13 protein-coding genes and 1 rRNA gene are annotated in these 13,066 nt (G+C 71.6%); 9 read left to right on the top strand and 5 right to left on the bottom strand.

What is annotated here, in order from left to right:
- Window positions 1–14 precede the first annotated feature (14 nt).
- On the bottom strand, window positions 15–809 hold the full coding sequence (locus ACWDYJ_RS31000) for a thioesterase family protein (protein ID WP_451568916.1): 795 nt from the start codon (window positions 807–809) through the stop codon (window positions 15–17).
- Between the two features lie 129 nt (window positions 810–938).
- On the opposite strand from ACWDYJ_RS31000, the gene ACWDYJ_RS30995 reads away from it, so the two are divergent.
- The gene (locus ACWDYJ_RS30995; protein ID WP_451568915.1) at window positions 939–1,430 is read left to right on the top strand and encodes a GNAT family N-acetyltransferase; all 492 of its coding nucleotides are present in this window, start codon (window positions 939–941) and stop codon (window positions 1,428–1,430) included.
- Between the two features lie 10 nt (window positions 1,431–1,440).
- Window positions 1,441–2,250, top strand: coding sequence for a pentapeptide repeat-containing protein (locus tag ACWDYJ_RS30990; protein ID WP_451568914.1), 810 nt, complete (start codon window positions 1,441–1,443; stop codon window positions 2,248–2,250).
- A gap of 80 nt (window positions 2,251–2,330) precedes the next feature.
- Here the strand turns inward: ACWDYJ_RS30990 and ACWDYJ_RS30985 are convergent, their stop codons facing one another.
- Both ACWDYJ_RS30985 and ACWDYJ_RS30980 read right to left on the bottom strand, forming a co-directional pair.
- Window positions 2,331–3,467 (bottom strand): GNAT family N-acetyltransferase, encoded by a 1,137-nt coding sequence (locus ACWDYJ_RS30985; RefSeq protein ID WP_451568913.1) that lies wholly within the window; start codon window positions 3,465–3,467, stop codon window positions 2,331–2,333.
- A gap of 182 nt (window positions 3,468–3,649) precedes the next feature.
- The gene (locus ACWDYJ_RS30980) at window positions 3,650–4,327 is read right to left on the bottom strand and encodes a hypothetical protein (RefSeq protein WP_451568912.1); all 678 of its coding nucleotides are present in this window, start codon (window positions 4,325–4,327) and stop codon (window positions 3,650–3,652) included.
- A 405-nt stretch (window positions 4,328–4,732) separates the two neighbouring features.
- On the opposite strand from ACWDYJ_RS30980, the gene ACWDYJ_RS30975 reads away from it, so the two are divergent.
- From ACWDYJ_RS30975 to ACWDYJ_RS30945, 7 genes are all read left to right on the top strand, one after another.
- Window positions 4,733–5,041 carry a hypothetical protein gene (locus ACWDYJ_RS30975; RefSeq protein ID WP_031145169.1) on the top strand — a complete coding sequence of 103 codons (309 nt, stop codon included), beginning with the start codon at window positions 4,733–4,735 and terminating at the stop codon, window positions 5,039–5,041.
- Window positions 5,042–5,146: 105 nt separating this feature from the next.
- On the top strand, window positions 5,147–5,974 hold the full coding sequence (locus ACWDYJ_RS30970; protein WP_451568911.1) for a hypothetical protein: 828 nt from the start codon (window positions 5,147–5,149) through the stop codon (window positions 5,972–5,974).
- A gap of 220 nt (window positions 5,975–6,194) precedes the next feature.
- Window positions 6,195–7,469, top strand: a complete 1,275-nt coding sequence (locus ACWDYJ_RS30965) for a hypothetical protein (RefSeq protein ID WP_451568931.1) — start codon at window positions 6,195–6,197, stop codon at window positions 7,467–7,469.
- A complete protein-coding gene (locus tag ACWDYJ_RS30960; RefSeq protein WP_451568910.1) occupies window positions 7,466–9,028 on the top strand; it encodes an SCO6880 family protein in 1,563 nt (520 codons plus the stop codon). The genes ACWDYJ_RS30965 and ACWDYJ_RS30960 overlap by 4 nt, the downstream gene beginning before the upstream one ends.
- A 19-nt stretch (window positions 9,029–9,047) precedes the next feature.
- Window positions 9,048–10,463 (top strand): ATP-binding protein, encoded by a 1,416-nt coding sequence (locus tag ACWDYJ_RS30955; RefSeq protein WP_451568909.1) that lies wholly within the window; start codon window positions 9,048–9,050, stop codon window positions 10,461–10,463.
- 2 nt (window positions 10,464–10,465) lie between these two features.
- Window positions 10,466–11,935, top strand: coding sequence for a type VI secretion protein (locus ACWDYJ_RS30950; protein ID WP_451568908.1), 1,470 nt, complete (start codon window positions 10,466–10,468; stop codon window positions 11,933–11,935).
- Between the two features lie 152 nt (window positions 11,936–12,087).
- Window positions 12,088–12,288, top strand: coding sequence for an EF-hand domain-containing protein (locus ACWDYJ_RS30945; protein WP_451568907.1), 201 nt, complete (start codon window positions 12,088–12,090; stop codon window positions 12,286–12,288).
- Window positions 12,289–12,352: 64 nt separating this feature from the next.
- Here the strand turns inward: ACWDYJ_RS30945 and ACWDYJ_RS30940 are convergent, their stop codons facing one another.
- Window positions 12,353–12,916, bottom strand: coding sequence for a GNAT family N-acetyltransferase (locus tag ACWDYJ_RS30940; RefSeq protein WP_451568906.1), 564 nt, complete (start codon window positions 12,914–12,916; stop codon window positions 12,353–12,355).
- An 84-nt stretch (window positions 12,917–13,000) separates the two neighbouring features.
- A 5S ribosomal RNA gene (gene rrf, locus ACWDYJ_RS30935) occupies window positions 13,001–13,066 on the bottom strand; the annotation flags it as partial.

The raw sequence follows: 13,066 nt of genomic DNA, 5'->3' as shown, positions 1-13,066 counted from the left end.
ACCCCCCGCGCGCCTTACCGCGGGGCCACGAACAGGCTCTGCGCGCTGCGCCCGATGGGACCCTTCTCGTCGTGCAGCCGGGCGTCGGCGAGCCCGATCCCGGCCGCGTCCACGCTCGTACGGGCCTCCACGCAGGCCCATTCCCCGACCGGGTGGCGGTGCAGGTGGACGGTGAGGTCGCCGTTGACGAAGACGAACCGGCCGAAGTCCATGACCGAACTGATGCCGTTGCCGGAATCGGCGGCGACGAGCACCCGGTCCAGGGGCCGGATCTCCTCCCCCGCGACAAGAGGCACCTTCATCCGCATCCAGCAGGTGCCCGGCCCCAGCTCGACGAAGGCGCCGTCGGTGAACCGGGTCTCCATGGCGGTGTGGTAGCCGGTCTCCCACGGCACGGGGAAGAACGGCGTCACCTCGACTTCGCCCGGCGGCGGCAGCACCGGCCCCGGCGCCACCGCCGGCACCGGCTCGGCGGCGACCCTGATCCGCAGGGCCCGCGCCAGCATCACCGGCGCGGCCCCGCCCGCCGGGGTGAGCACCGCCTCCACCACCTCGGTGCTCCGGCCGGCCCGCAGCACGCTGGTGGCGATCTCCAGCGCACCGATCGGCACCGGCCGCAGGATCTCGTAGGTGATCCGCGCGACCCGCATGTCCTCGCGTGCCCCGGACCGCTCCTCCACCGCCCGCCCGAGCAGCGCGGCCGGCGGGCCGGCGTGCTGCGAGCGCGGATCCCAGGGCCCGCGCGTGGCGTCGGTGGCGAGGAACCGCCCGGTGTCGACCCGCTCGTAGAACCCGTCAGCAGCGTCCATGCCACGGCACGCTACCCACAGGTAACACCGGGCACCAGCCCCTCGGGGCGACCGGCCGCTCTCCGCGCAGCCGCGCGTCGGAGAAGAACAGCGCCACCTCCCCGGACCGCCTTTTCGGATACTTGCCCCATGACCGCCGCCTCCCCCCTCACCCTTCGCCCCTTCCACCTCGGCGACGCCGCGCTCCTGCGCAGCTGGATCACCACCGAGGCCGAACTCGTCACCTGGGCCGGACCCGTCTTCACCTGGCCCCTGGACGACACCCAGCTCGCCGCGTACGCCACGGAACCCGGCCGCCACACCTGGACCGCCGTCACCCCCGAAGACGCCCCCGTCGGCCATGTCTCCCTCAACGGGACCCGCCTCGGCCGGGTACTCATCGCCCCCGGGGCACGCGGCCAGGGCCTCGGCGAGACACTCGTCTCACACGTGATCGAACGCGCCTTCGGCGAGCTGGCCCTCCCGGAGATCGACCTCGGCGTCTGGGCCCACAACACGCCCGCCCTGCGCCTCTACGAAAAGCTCGGGTTCCGCACGGACCGCGTCCTGCGTGACGTGGAGGAGGTCGACGGCATCCCCTGGACCGCCGTCCAGATGAGCCTGCGCTCCCCGGCCCGGTGACAATGGAACCGTGTCCACGACCCTTCCCGTCCTCCAGGCGGACTGCGCCAACTGCTTCGCGCTGTGCTGCGTCGCCCTGCCCTTCGCCAAATCGGCCGACTTCGCGGTGAACAAGACCGCCGGAACCCCCTGCGAGAACCTCCAGCAGGACTTCCGCTGCGGCATCCACACCGGCCTGCGCGACAAAGGCTTCCAGGGCTGCACCGTCTTCGACTGCTTCGGCGCCGGCCAGCAGATCTCCCAGGTCACCTTCGGCGGCCGCGACTGGCGCGGCCACCCGGAGACCAGGGCCCAGATGTTCGAGGCCTTCCCCGTGATGCGGCAGCTGCACGAGCTGCTCCACTACGTCGCCGAGGCGCTCACCCTCCCGGCCGCCGCCCCCGTCCACCCGGACCTCCGCGCCGCGCTGGCCCGCACCGAGGCGCTGACCCGGGCGGACGCCGAAACCCTCGCCGCCCTGGACGTCCCCGCCCTCCGCCAGGACATCAACACCCTGCTGCTGAAGACGAGCGAACTGGTCCGCGCCAAGTCCCCCGGCCGCAGGAAGAACCACCGCGGAGCCGACCTGATGGGCGCCCGCCTCGCCGGAGCCGACCTCCGCGGCGCGAACCTCCGCGGCGCCTACCTGATCGCCGCCGACCTCAGCGGAGCCGACCTGCGCACCGCCGACCTGATCGGCGCGGACCTCCGCGACACGAACCTCCGCGGAGCCGACCTCCGGGACACCCTCTTCCTCACCCAACCCCAACTGAACGCGGCCCAAGGCAACCCCACGACCCGCATCCCCGCACCCCTCACCCACCCCACCCACTGGACCTAGCCGCCCCACCGAGGCGGGCGGGGAGCGGCTCCGCGCAGCGGCACCCCCCGCCCCCGCATCCGGCACGGGCCCGGCCCGGACTAGTACCGGTCCAGGACATGGGCATGCGGCATGCCCAACCCCGGCGTCCCACCCCCCGGAAACAACGCCCGGTACACCGCCTCGTACCCCCGCGGCACCACCATCCCGTGCACCACCGCGTCCTCCACCGACCAGTGCCCCAGCAGCATCCGCACCAGCACCCCGTCATCCGGCACCAGCCCCCCACCCGCCAGCTCCCCGAGCACATCGGCCCCGCACAGAGCCCCGCCCCGCCTGCGCAGCTCCGGCTCCAGCTCCCGCACCAGCGCCTCCCGCCGCAGGATCCGCGCCATCATCCCGCCGCCCACCGGATACCGCTGCCGGTACGCACACCCCCACCCCCGCACGACGCGTCCGACCAGGCTGTCCGCGGGCTCCCGTACCGTGAACGACGCCACCCGCAGCTCCCAGCACCGCGCCGCCAGTTCCACCAGGAGCCGCCGCACGCCGGCCGCGTCCCGCGCCCCCATCTCGTGCACCACCAGCGACCGCACGCTGTCCCCGAAGGACCGCCCCCGCAGCAACGCGTACCCGGCGACCTCCCCTGCCGGATCCTCCAGCACCAGCAGTTCCGACCCCGGCTTCCACATTCCCTGCGGCACCCGCCGGTCCCAGTCCGCCTCCCGGACCCGGCTCCAGGGCCGCTCCGCGTGCGCCGCGTTGAAGATCCGCACCACGTCCACCAGATCGGCCGCGGTCCCCGCCCGCACGACCCCATCACCCCCGCTCCCACTCCCGGCCCCGCCCCCGCCCCCACCTCGCTCGGCGTACGGCCCGGCACCCCGCTCCACGGCCCGTACCGGAACCACCAGCTCCCCCTCCCCGAGCGCGGTCACGAAGCCCCGCTGCTCGTACGCCCCCTCGATGGCCTGCGACACGAAGCCGACCGCCACCCGCCCCCGCATCCCCTCGACCGCGGCGTCGAGCAGCCGGCGCATGTACCCCTCACGCCGGCAGTCGGGCCGTGTCTCCACCCCGCCGATCCCCTCGGCCGCGACCGCCACCGTCCCGAACCGCTGGCGGAAGGAGACGACTTCGAGTGCGCACACCGGCTCGGGATCGCCCTCCCGGCGCATCCGGCAGTGCCGCACACCGCCGACGACCTGTTCCTCGTACGCGAGGTTCCGCTGATTCATGCGCGCCAGTGTGGGCGCCCGGCCGCGGCGCTCGCCAGAGTGAGGGACAGCTCGATACGGCGCTCACCGAACGGCGATGCGCCCCTCGCGCACCACACACGCCCTGGACGCGACCACCCGCGAACGCCCTCGGCCGGCTCGCGCTCGCGACCGTGACACCCGCGGGATGGCCACAGCGGCCGTCAGGGCCTGACCAGCGGCGTCCAGCCCGTCGGGCAGACGAGGGCGGGCGCGGTCGTGCAGGAGGTCTCGAACAGGAACCCGGTGGCCGTCAGCACCTTGATCCGCAGCACGTTGCCCTCACTGATGACCGTCACGCCGCAGGCGTTCGCCGGGTGACCCGGGTTCGCCACCGTGCTGAGGTCCCTCCAGACATAGGGGCCGGGCATCGGATTCACCGTCCGCACGCCCAGGAAGGTCCTCCCGCCGCGCACCGCGGCGGTGAACTCGGAGTTGCCCGTGCCCCTGAGCGTGTCGATGGCCGCGCACGGCCCGGCCGTTCCGGGCGGACCCGCCGGACCCCGGTCGCCCTTCGGGCCCCTCGGACCGACCGGACCCCGGTCGCCCTTGGCACCCTTGGCGCCCTTGCCGCCGCCGCCCTTCGCCTCACGCGTCCCCGTACAGCCGTGTCCCTGACCGGCGGACGCCGCCTTCAGCGCCCGCTGCTCGGCTTTGGCGCTCTTCACGGCTTTCGCGCTCTCGGCACAGTCAGCGCCCCCCATGGGCACCGCCACCGCCACGCCGCCGCCCGACACGTCCGCCATCGCCGGAGCCGAGACACCCGTGAGCGCGAGCGCCAGCGGCACGGCGAGGCCGCCGGCCAGCCACGCGCGCCGACCCGCCATCATTGCGGAACCCATCAGCATTCTCCTTGCATCGTTCCTACCGAACGACGTGGAGCATCACCCGCAACCAGGCGTGCGAGTGGAATGACTGACGGAATGTCGGACATATGTCAGCGGGTCGGCCCAACGACACGCGGCCCCACTGCGCCGAACGGCCGCCCCTCGCCCGGCCGCCCGCACGCCGAGCCGACAATCATTGCCCGGGGTCACCCCCCGTGATACACAGAGTGACCGTACGTTCTTTCGCATACGCACCACACCCGTCCAGGTCAGAGCGCGAAGGCGCCGAGCGGGCCGGGAGATCGGGTAAAGAGAGCACCCAAGTCGACGACGGCGCCGGTTTCATCAGCGAAGATAGTGCGTGACCCCTGCCGTCGGGCACGGGCTACCGGAACTACCCATACTGGGGCGGTGAGTTACATGATCCTGGCAGCCGAAAAGGGCGACATCACCACCATCATCGGTGGAATCGCTCCGAACTGGGGGCCGTTCGGCAGTCTCGGCAACGAAGCGAAGATCATGATCGAAGTGGTCATGGCCGTCGCGATCCTCCTTTGCCTCGGCATCGCCATCTGGGGCGCGGCCAAGCAGCGCATCGGCGCGACAGCCCTGCGCGACACCTTCAGCGCCGAACAGGGCAAGGGCCTCATCGTCGCCGGACTGACCGGAGTCTTCATCATCGGCTCCCTCGGAACCCTGTTCACGATCGTCTACGGAATGGCCGTCTAGCCGTGCCGCCGCCCGCCTGCCGTCGTACCTGATGGCGAATCACCACACCGCGGCCACGCGGGAACGAGCGCTACCGTCGTACGACGCGGAGGGGGCGGATACGTAATGAGCAACGACGACCAGTACGGCGGCAGCGGCCACGGCGAGGTCGGCGGCACGGGCCAGACCCGTACCCGCCTCCCGGACTCCTCCGACCCGTACGGCACCCCCCGCCGCACCCCGCGCGCCTCCCGCGGCCTGATCACGGCGGTCGGCGTGGTGGTCCTGCTCATCGCGGCGATCGCGTTCGCGAACAGGGCCCCGGACACCCGCCGGGACGAATCCTCGGACAAACCCCCGTCCGCCTCCTCCACGGCCCCCACCGGCACGAGCCCGGTCACCGCCAAGACCGCCGGCATTCCGAAGGGCTTCGCCCACGACGAACAGGGAGCCCAGTCGGCGGCCGCGAACTACGCCGTCGTGATGGGCTCCGACGGGATGTTCAAGAAGGACTCCCGCCACGCCATCACGGACGGGATCTACACACCCGAAGCGGCGGGCCGGCTCAAAGGCCCGCAGGACGCCGCGTACTCCACGGCGTTCCTCGCCAGACTCGGCCTCGACGCGAACGGCAACCCGCCGCAGGGCAGCACCTTCGTCAGCCGTACCGTCCCGGTCGGCACCCGCGTGGAGAACTACACCCCCGCCGCCGCGAAGATCGCCGTGTGGGCCACCGGCCTGATCGGCATGTCCGGCGCGAAGTCCACCGACCCGGTGCGCACCACCTGGAAGACCTGGACCTTCGAACTGGTCTGGTCCGGCGAGGACTGGAAGGTCACCGCCGACAGCCAGCAGGACGGTCCCGCCCCGGTCCCCGGCGACGTCGCCGCCTCGTCCGCCGACGACATCAGCAAGGCCACCAAGGAGTTCGGAGGGTTCACCTATGCCCGCTAGGCCGTCTCTTTCGGATCTCGCCGGGCCCGCGACGCCCGGCACCGCACCTGGCCGCGTTGTCGGGGCGTCCGGGTACGTCCAGTACGCGGCACGCCCCTCCGCCTTGCCATGCACGGCACCGGACGCCGCGGGCTCGGCCGACGAGATCCGAAAGAGACGACCCAGCCTCCGGCTCCGGACGGCCGGTGTCATCGCGTCCGCCCACCTGGCCGTCGTAGCACTGGCGACCCGCACCCACGCCGCGACCACACCTCCGGCCTCGCCCGCACCCTCCGCCGTGGTGACACCCACGCCGACACCGCGGGCCAACGAGGACTGCAAGCTCCTCATCGGCTCGGCCAAGGACTACTGCGAGAAGGGCGACGGAGCCTCCACCGGCCAGACCCCCGGCGCCGGTCTGTCCAACGACCCCACCGATGCCCTCAACCCCCTCGCCTCCCTCGCCCGCGGCTGCGCCGACGCCGCCGCGTGGATCGTCGGCAAGCTCAGCGAAGCCGTCAAGGGCACGGCCACCGTCGACTTCACCAACACCGCGTTCCTCCAGCAGTACGCGGTCGTCTTCGCCGCCTCCACCATCCTCACGCTCGTCCTGTGGCTCCTCGCCGTCGCCAAGCGCGCCATCCGCGGCGTCCCCGTCACCACCGCCATCTCCGAAGCCATCGGATTCCTGTGGCTCACCGTCATCGCCTCCGCCTTCACCCCCCTGATCCTCTACACCGTCGTCTCCGCCACCGACGGAGTCACCGAGGTCATCGCTTCCGCCACCGGCGGCCAGACCGACGTCTTCTTCGGCTCCTTCGCCGAAGCCCTCAAGAAGGGCGAGGACATCGGCGGCGGCCCGATCATGCTGATCGTCGTGGCCCTCGTCACCGTCCTCGCCGCCGGCATCCTGTGGCTGGAGCTCGTCATCCGGGCCGCCCTGCTCTACGTCGGCGCCCTCCTCGGCACCGTCGTCTACGCCGGCCTCGTCGACCGCAACATGTGGAGCCACGTCCGCCGCTGGGCCGGCATCATGATCGCCGTCATCCTCGTGAAGCCGGTCATCGTCATCGTCCTCGGCCTCGCCGGAGCCCTCGCCGGGGACAAGGGCCCGAACGCCTTCTCCGCCGTCGTCTCCGGCCTCGCCATCATCCTCCTGGCCATCTTCGCCTCCGCGATGATCTACCGTTTCGTACCCGGCTTCGGCGACGAGATCGCCTCCGCCCGCTCCAACCGCTCCCAGGCCACCGACGGCGCCCAGGCGGCGGCCGTCATCAGCTCCCCGGCCTCCCTCGTCTCCCAGGGCATCAAGACCCACAGCAGCCGCGGCGGCGCCCACCGCGCCGGAGGCGACTCCGGCGGGGGCGGGGGCGGCGGCGCCAACCAGATCTCCGGAGGCATGGCCGCCCACAGCAGCCGCGGCTCCGGCAGCGGGTCCGGCGGCGGAACCGTCCCCGCCACACCCCCGCCCCGCACTGGCTCGAGCACGAGGAACACAGGAGGTGACGGGCGTTGACGACCCAGTCCCACCAGCTCCACCCGGTCACGCCCCGCCGCACGTATCTGATCGGCCGCGCCCGGCCGAACGCGATCGTCGGCAAGAACCGCGAGACCGGCGAAATCGCCCTGATCATCGCCGGCGCGTTCATCGGCATGATGAGCGGACTGCTCGTCCCCGACCTCACGCTGCGCATCGTGAGCCTCGTCGGCTTCCCCCTGCTCGCCCTCGCCGCCGTGTACGTCCCCTACAAGGGCCGCACCTTCTACCGGTGGTTCGAGATCAACCGCAGCTACAAGCGGATCCTGCGCCGTGGTACGACGTACCGCTCCAGCGCCATGGAAGCCGGCGTCCGCGGCTCCGACGGCCGCGAGGTCGAGGTCGGCCCGCCCCCCGGCATCGGCCGCATCAACTGGCTCGCCGCACCCTTCGGCCCCGACGAGATCGCCGTACTCCTCCACGCCGACCGCAGAACCGTCACCGCCGCCATCGAGATCGAGGGCCCCGGCGTCGGCCTGCGCGACAGCGAGGACCAGGAAGCCCTCGTCGACCGCTTCGGCACCCTCCTCAAGCACGTGGCCAACGGCGACGGCTTCGTCACCCGCCTCCAGATGCTCGCCCGCACCCTGCCCGCCGACCCCGACGCCCACGCCAAGGACGTCGCCCAGCGCGGCGACACCAACTCCCCCGGCTGGCTCCGCGACTCCTACGACCAGCTCCAGTCGATGGTGTCCACCTCCTCCGAGCAGCACCGCGCGTACCTCGTCGCCTGCATGCACTACACCCGCGAACTCGCCGCCGAGGCCCACACCATCGCCCGCGCCGGCACGCCCCACAAGGGCCGCAAACTCGACCGCGACGCGGGCCTCGCCATCGTCATGGCCCGCGAGCTCACCGACATCTGCGCCCGCCTCGCCGAGGCCGACATCCGCGTCCGCCAGCCGCTCGGCCAGGGCCGCCTGTCCTCCCTCGTGCACTCCATGTACGACCCGGACCACCCCATCGACCACATCCAGGCCATGACCAAGCGCAACGCCTGGCCCGCCGAACTCGACGCCGTGGAACCCACCTTCCTCCAGGCCAAGACCCGCGAATCCTCCACCCGCGCCCCCTGGTGCCACGCCACGGCCTGGGTGAAGGAATGGCCGATGACCCCCGTGGGCGTCAACTTCCTCGCCCCCCTGCTCGTCCACACCCCCGACGTCATCCGCACCGTCGCCGTCACCATGGACCTCGAACCCACCGAGATCGCCATCGAGCGCATGCTCACGGAGAAGACGAACGACGAGGCCGACGCCTCCCGCGCCGCCAAGATGAACCGCACCGTCGACCCCCGCGACATCGCCGCCCACGGCCGACTCGACCAGAGGGGTGAAGATCTCGCCAGTGGTGCGGCGGGAGTCAACCTCGTCGGGTACATCACGGTGTCCTCGCGATCACCCGAAGCCCTCGCCCGCGACAAGCGCACCATCCGCGCCTCCGCCGGCAAGTCCTACCTGAAGCTGGAGTGGTGCGACCGCGAGCACCACCGTGCCTTCGTCAACACCTTGCCGTTCGCCACCGGCATCCGACGCTAGCTGGAGGGAAGTGCCGCCCATGCGAGATCCCATGTCCGCTCTGACGGACGCCTTCACCAGCTTCCTGTTCGGCAAGGTGGAAACCACCCGCCTGCCCGTCCGCACCTCCACCGGCCAGGCCCAGGCCGTCTACCTGCCCACCGCCGCCCCCGGCCTCGGTGACTCCGGGGTCATCATCGGCCGCGAGGTCTACAGCGGCAAGGGCTACATCTACGACCCCTTCCAGCTCTACGGCCAGCAGCTCCCGGCCCCGCACTGGCTGGTCCTCGGCGAGTCCGGCAACGGCAAGTCCGCCCTGGAGAAGACGTACGTCCTGCGCCAGCTCCGCTTCCGCGACCGCCAGGTCGTCGTCCTCGACGCCCAGGGCGAGGACGGCTTCGGCGAGTGGAACCTGATCGCCCAGCAGCTGGGAATAACCCCCATCCGCCTGGACCCCATCGCCGCCAACGACGACGGGATCCGCCTCAACCCCCTCGACCCGTCGATCACCACCACCGGGCAGCTCGCGCTGCTGCGGACCATCATCGAAGTCGCCATGGGCCACGGCCTCGACGAACGCGCCGGCTTCGCCCTCAAGGTCGCCCACGCCTACGTCGTCGACACCATCCGCGACCGCCAGCCCGTCCTCACCGACATCGTGGACCAGCTGCGCCACCCCGAAGCCGAATCGGCCCTCGCGATGAACGTCGACATAGACGATGTCCGGGCCTGGGGCCTCGACGTCGCGCTCGTCCTCGACCGCCTCGTCGACGGCGACCTGCGCGGCATGTTCGACGGCCCCACCACCGTCGGCATCGACCTCGACGCGCCCCTGATCGTCTTCGACCTCTCCCACATCGACCGCAACTCCATCGCCATGCCCATCCTCATGGCGATCGTCGGCGTGTGGCTGGAACACACCTGGATCCGGCCCGACCGCGTCAAGCGCATCTTCCTGGTCGAAGAGGCCTGGCACATCATCAACAGCCCCTTCGTCGCCCAGCTGTTCCAGCGCCTCCTGAAGTTCGGCCGCCGCCTCGGCCTCTCCTTCGTCGCCGTCGTCCACCACCTCTCCGACGTCGTCGACGGCGCGGCCGCCCGCGAAGCCGCGGCCATCCTCAAGATGGCCTCCACCAGGACCATCTACGCCCAGAAGGCCGACGAAGCCCGCGCCACCGGCCGGGTCCTCGGCCTCCCCCGCTGGGCCGTCGAGATCATCCCGACCCTCACCCCCGGCATCGCCGTCTGGGACGTCAACGGCAACGTCCAGGTCGTCAAACACCTGATCACCGAAGCCGAACGCCCCCTCGTCTACACCGACCGCGCGATGACGGAGTCCTCCCGGCAACAACTCCCCGACGAACTGCTGGCCGCCGAACTCGAAGCGGAGGAACGGGCCCTGTACATGGAACGCCACCGCAACAGCGGCCCAGGTTCAGCGACCACGGTGGCCTGACCATGCCCGACCCCAGACGTACGCAGTCCCCCGACCGCGGCGGCATCCCCGACGGCGTACTCATCGGCCTCCTGGCCTTCGTCCTCGGCCTCGCCGTCCTGGTCTGGTCGGCCACCGGCCTCGCCGCCCTCTTCGCCCACGGCGCCTGGCCGGACACCGTCACGTTCACCCGCACCCCCGAGGCCGTCCGCGCCCTGATAGCGCAGCCGCACGGCATCGCCGCGGCCTGGCCGGACACCGACCCCTCCGCACTCTCCGGATGGGGCCTGTTCTGGGGGCTCTTCATCGGCCAGCTGCTGGTGCTGCTGGTACTGGCCGTCTTCGCGCTGGGCGCGATCGCCCGTACGAAGTCCCGCCGCGCCCTGGCCCGCCACCCGGCACCGCCGGCCCCCGGTCCCGACCCCGCCCCGCAGCCCCACATCCCGGCACCCACGCCGGCTCCGGCCCCGGCTCCCGTATCCACCCCCGCCCCCGCGGTGGACCGTACCTCCGCCTCCCCCGTGGACGAGGCCTACCGCTACGGCTTCGGCTACGCCCCGGCGGCCACGACCCCGGCGCCCCGCCCGACCTACGCCACCCCCGCCGAACGCCACCGCCTCGCCGCGCAGGCCATCGCCGCCGCCGAGGGCGCCGTACTGGTGGTCACCTCGTCCCCCGCGCTCTGGTCGGACACCAAGGACGCCCGCGCCAAACTCGGCCCCGTCCTCCTCTACGACCCCTCCCACCTGTGCGACACCCCGGCCCGCATGCACTGGAACCCGGCCGAGGGCTGCGCCGACCGCGACACCGCCGCCGCCCGCGCCCTCGCCCTGCTGGCCCCCGTACGCCCGCAGGCCCGCATGGACGCCGCCGTCGCGGACACCGCCGAAACGCTCCTCCGCGGCTGGCTCCAGGCCGCCGCCCTCGACGAGCTCCCCTTCAAGCAGCTCCACCGCTGGGCCCAGGGGCACCAGGCCCAAGAACCCGTCCGCATCCTGCGCACCCACCCCCGGGCGACCCCCGGCGCGGCCGGCGAACACGAAAGCGCCCTCACCGCCCACGCCGAACGCCGCGAACAGGCACAGCACCTGACGGCCCGTGCGCTGTCCTGCCTCGCCTCGATCCACATCCGCGAGGCCTGCCACCCGAACCGAACGGACTCGCTCACCCTCGCATCCTTCGTGACCGAAGGGGGCACCCTGTACGTGGTGGGCGAACCTCTCGAAGACCCCCGGACCCACCCGGGTGCGATGCCCCTGCTGACCGCACTCGCCTCCAGCGTGGTCGAGCACGGCCGTCGCGTGGCCGCACGGTCATCCCACGGTCGGCTCGACCCACCACTGGCGCTGGTCCTGGAGGACGTGGCGGCCGTGGCCCCCGTCCCCCAACTCCCGGACCTCCTGCGTGACGGGACGCTCCCGCTCCTCGCCCTGTGCCGCAGCCGCGAACAGGCCCGCGCCCGCTGGCCCCACGCCCCGTTCGACCGCTACTGAAGTTGTTCGCCTGACGGGGTCCGGGCTGCGAGGCACGCGTCCGCCGATCAGTCGTCACATACCACCCGAATGCCGACCCAACCGCCCGTGCCTGCCATGCGCGGTCGGTCGTTGACCCATGACCAGTAACCATGACGTGAGGGAGACCCCAGATGAGTGCCGACAAGCGCGCAGCCTTCGACAAGATCGACACCGATCAGGACGGATTCATCACCGCCGACGAATTCAAGGCGTCCCTCCAGACCGCCAGCGGCAAGGTCTCGGACGACAACGCCCAGATGATCGTGCGGATGGCCGACGAGAACGGCGACAAGAAGATCAACTTCGACGAGTACGCCAAGTTCGCCCGCTGAGTCAGCACACGAGGGCGGCCCTGGTCTCATCGGACCGTGGCCGCCCTCCACGCTGCTCTACTGTTCAGTGGCGCCGCGGCTCGGACCTTTCGAGGGCGTACTCCAGCTCCTTGGCGCCGCTCTCCAGCTCCACGACGCGACCGCTCTCGGCGAACCCGAACCGCCGGTAGAACGCTGCCGCCCGCGGATTGTCCTCGTGGACGAAGAGCCGTACGCGCTCCAGCGCCGGCTCCTCCAGCGACCAGGCCCACTCCACCGCGGCCTCGAAGAGGGCCTCGGTCAGCCCGGTCCCCCGCTGCCCGGGCCGTACGAAGACCCCCACCAGGTGCCCCTGGTGCACCTCGATGGCCTCGTCGAAGATCCCGGTGCTCCCGGCCTCCTCGACCAGAACCACCACGTTCCCGTTCCAGGTACCGTCCGGCGCCTCGGCGATGAACTGCCGGATCCACCGACCCTCGGCGGCACCGGCGGTCCGCTCCTGCCAGAAGGCGTCGGGCCGCCCTTCGGCCGCCTCGACGGTCTCCAGGAAGGCCACCGAGGCCGCCGGATCCCTCAAGGCGGAGATCCGTAGCTCTTTGACCTTCTCCCATTCGCCGGCGCGTACGGGCCGTATCACATGCTCGCTCATAGCCCGGGATCCTATGACGAAAAGACCCCCGGAACGCAGAAAAGCCCCGCACCAATTAAGGTGCGGGGCTTTCCCACAATGATTGTTCGGCGGCGTCCTACTCTCCCACAGGGTCCCCCCTGCAGTACCATCGGCGCTGAAAGGCTTAGC

The organism is Streptomyces sp. NPDC003042 (assembly GCF_053591315.1).
Note: the sequence above shows the minus strand (reverse complement) of the source record. Positions and strands in the feature narration are given on the sequence as shown.

Coding starts and splice junctions, on each gene's coding strand:
- ACWDYJ_RS30945 (WP_451568907.1), top strand. CDS start 12,088: ATGAGTGCCGACAAGCGCGCAGCCTTCGACAAGATCGACACCGATCAG.
- ACWDYJ_RS30950 (WP_451568908.1), top strand. CDS start 10,466: ATGCCCGACCCCAGACGTACGCAGTCCCCCGACCGCGGCGGCATCCCC.
- ACWDYJ_RS31000 (WP_451568916.1), bottom strand. CDS start 809: ATGGACGCTGCTGACGGGTTCTACGAGCGGGTCGACACCGGGCGGTTC.
- ACWDYJ_RS30975 (WP_031145169.1), top strand. CDS start 4,733: ATGATCCTGGCAGCCGAAAAGGGCGACATCACCACCATCATCGGTGGA.
- ACWDYJ_RS30995 (WP_451568915.1), top strand. CDS start 939: ATGACCGCCGCCTCCCCCCTCACCCTTCGCCCCTTCCACCTCGGCGAC.
- ACWDYJ_RS30970 (WP_451568911.1), top strand. CDS start 5,147: ATGAGCAACGACGACCAGTACGGCGGCAGCGGCCACGGCGAGGTCGGC.
- ACWDYJ_RS30980 (WP_451568912.1), bottom strand. CDS start 4,327: ATGGGTTCCGCAATGATGGCGGGTCGGCGCGCGTGGCTGGCCGGCGGC.
- ACWDYJ_RS30985 (WP_451568913.1), bottom strand. CDS start 3,467: ATGAATCAGCGGAACCTCGCGTACGAGGAACAGGTCGTCGGCGGTGTG.
- ACWDYJ_RS30940 (WP_451568906.1), bottom strand. CDS start 12,916: ATGAGCGAGCATGTGATACGGCCCGTACGCGCCGGCGAATGGGAGAAG.
- ACWDYJ_RS30955 (WP_451568909.1), top strand. CDS start 9,048: ATGCGAGATCCCATGTCCGCTCTGACGGACGCCTTCACCAGCTTCCTG.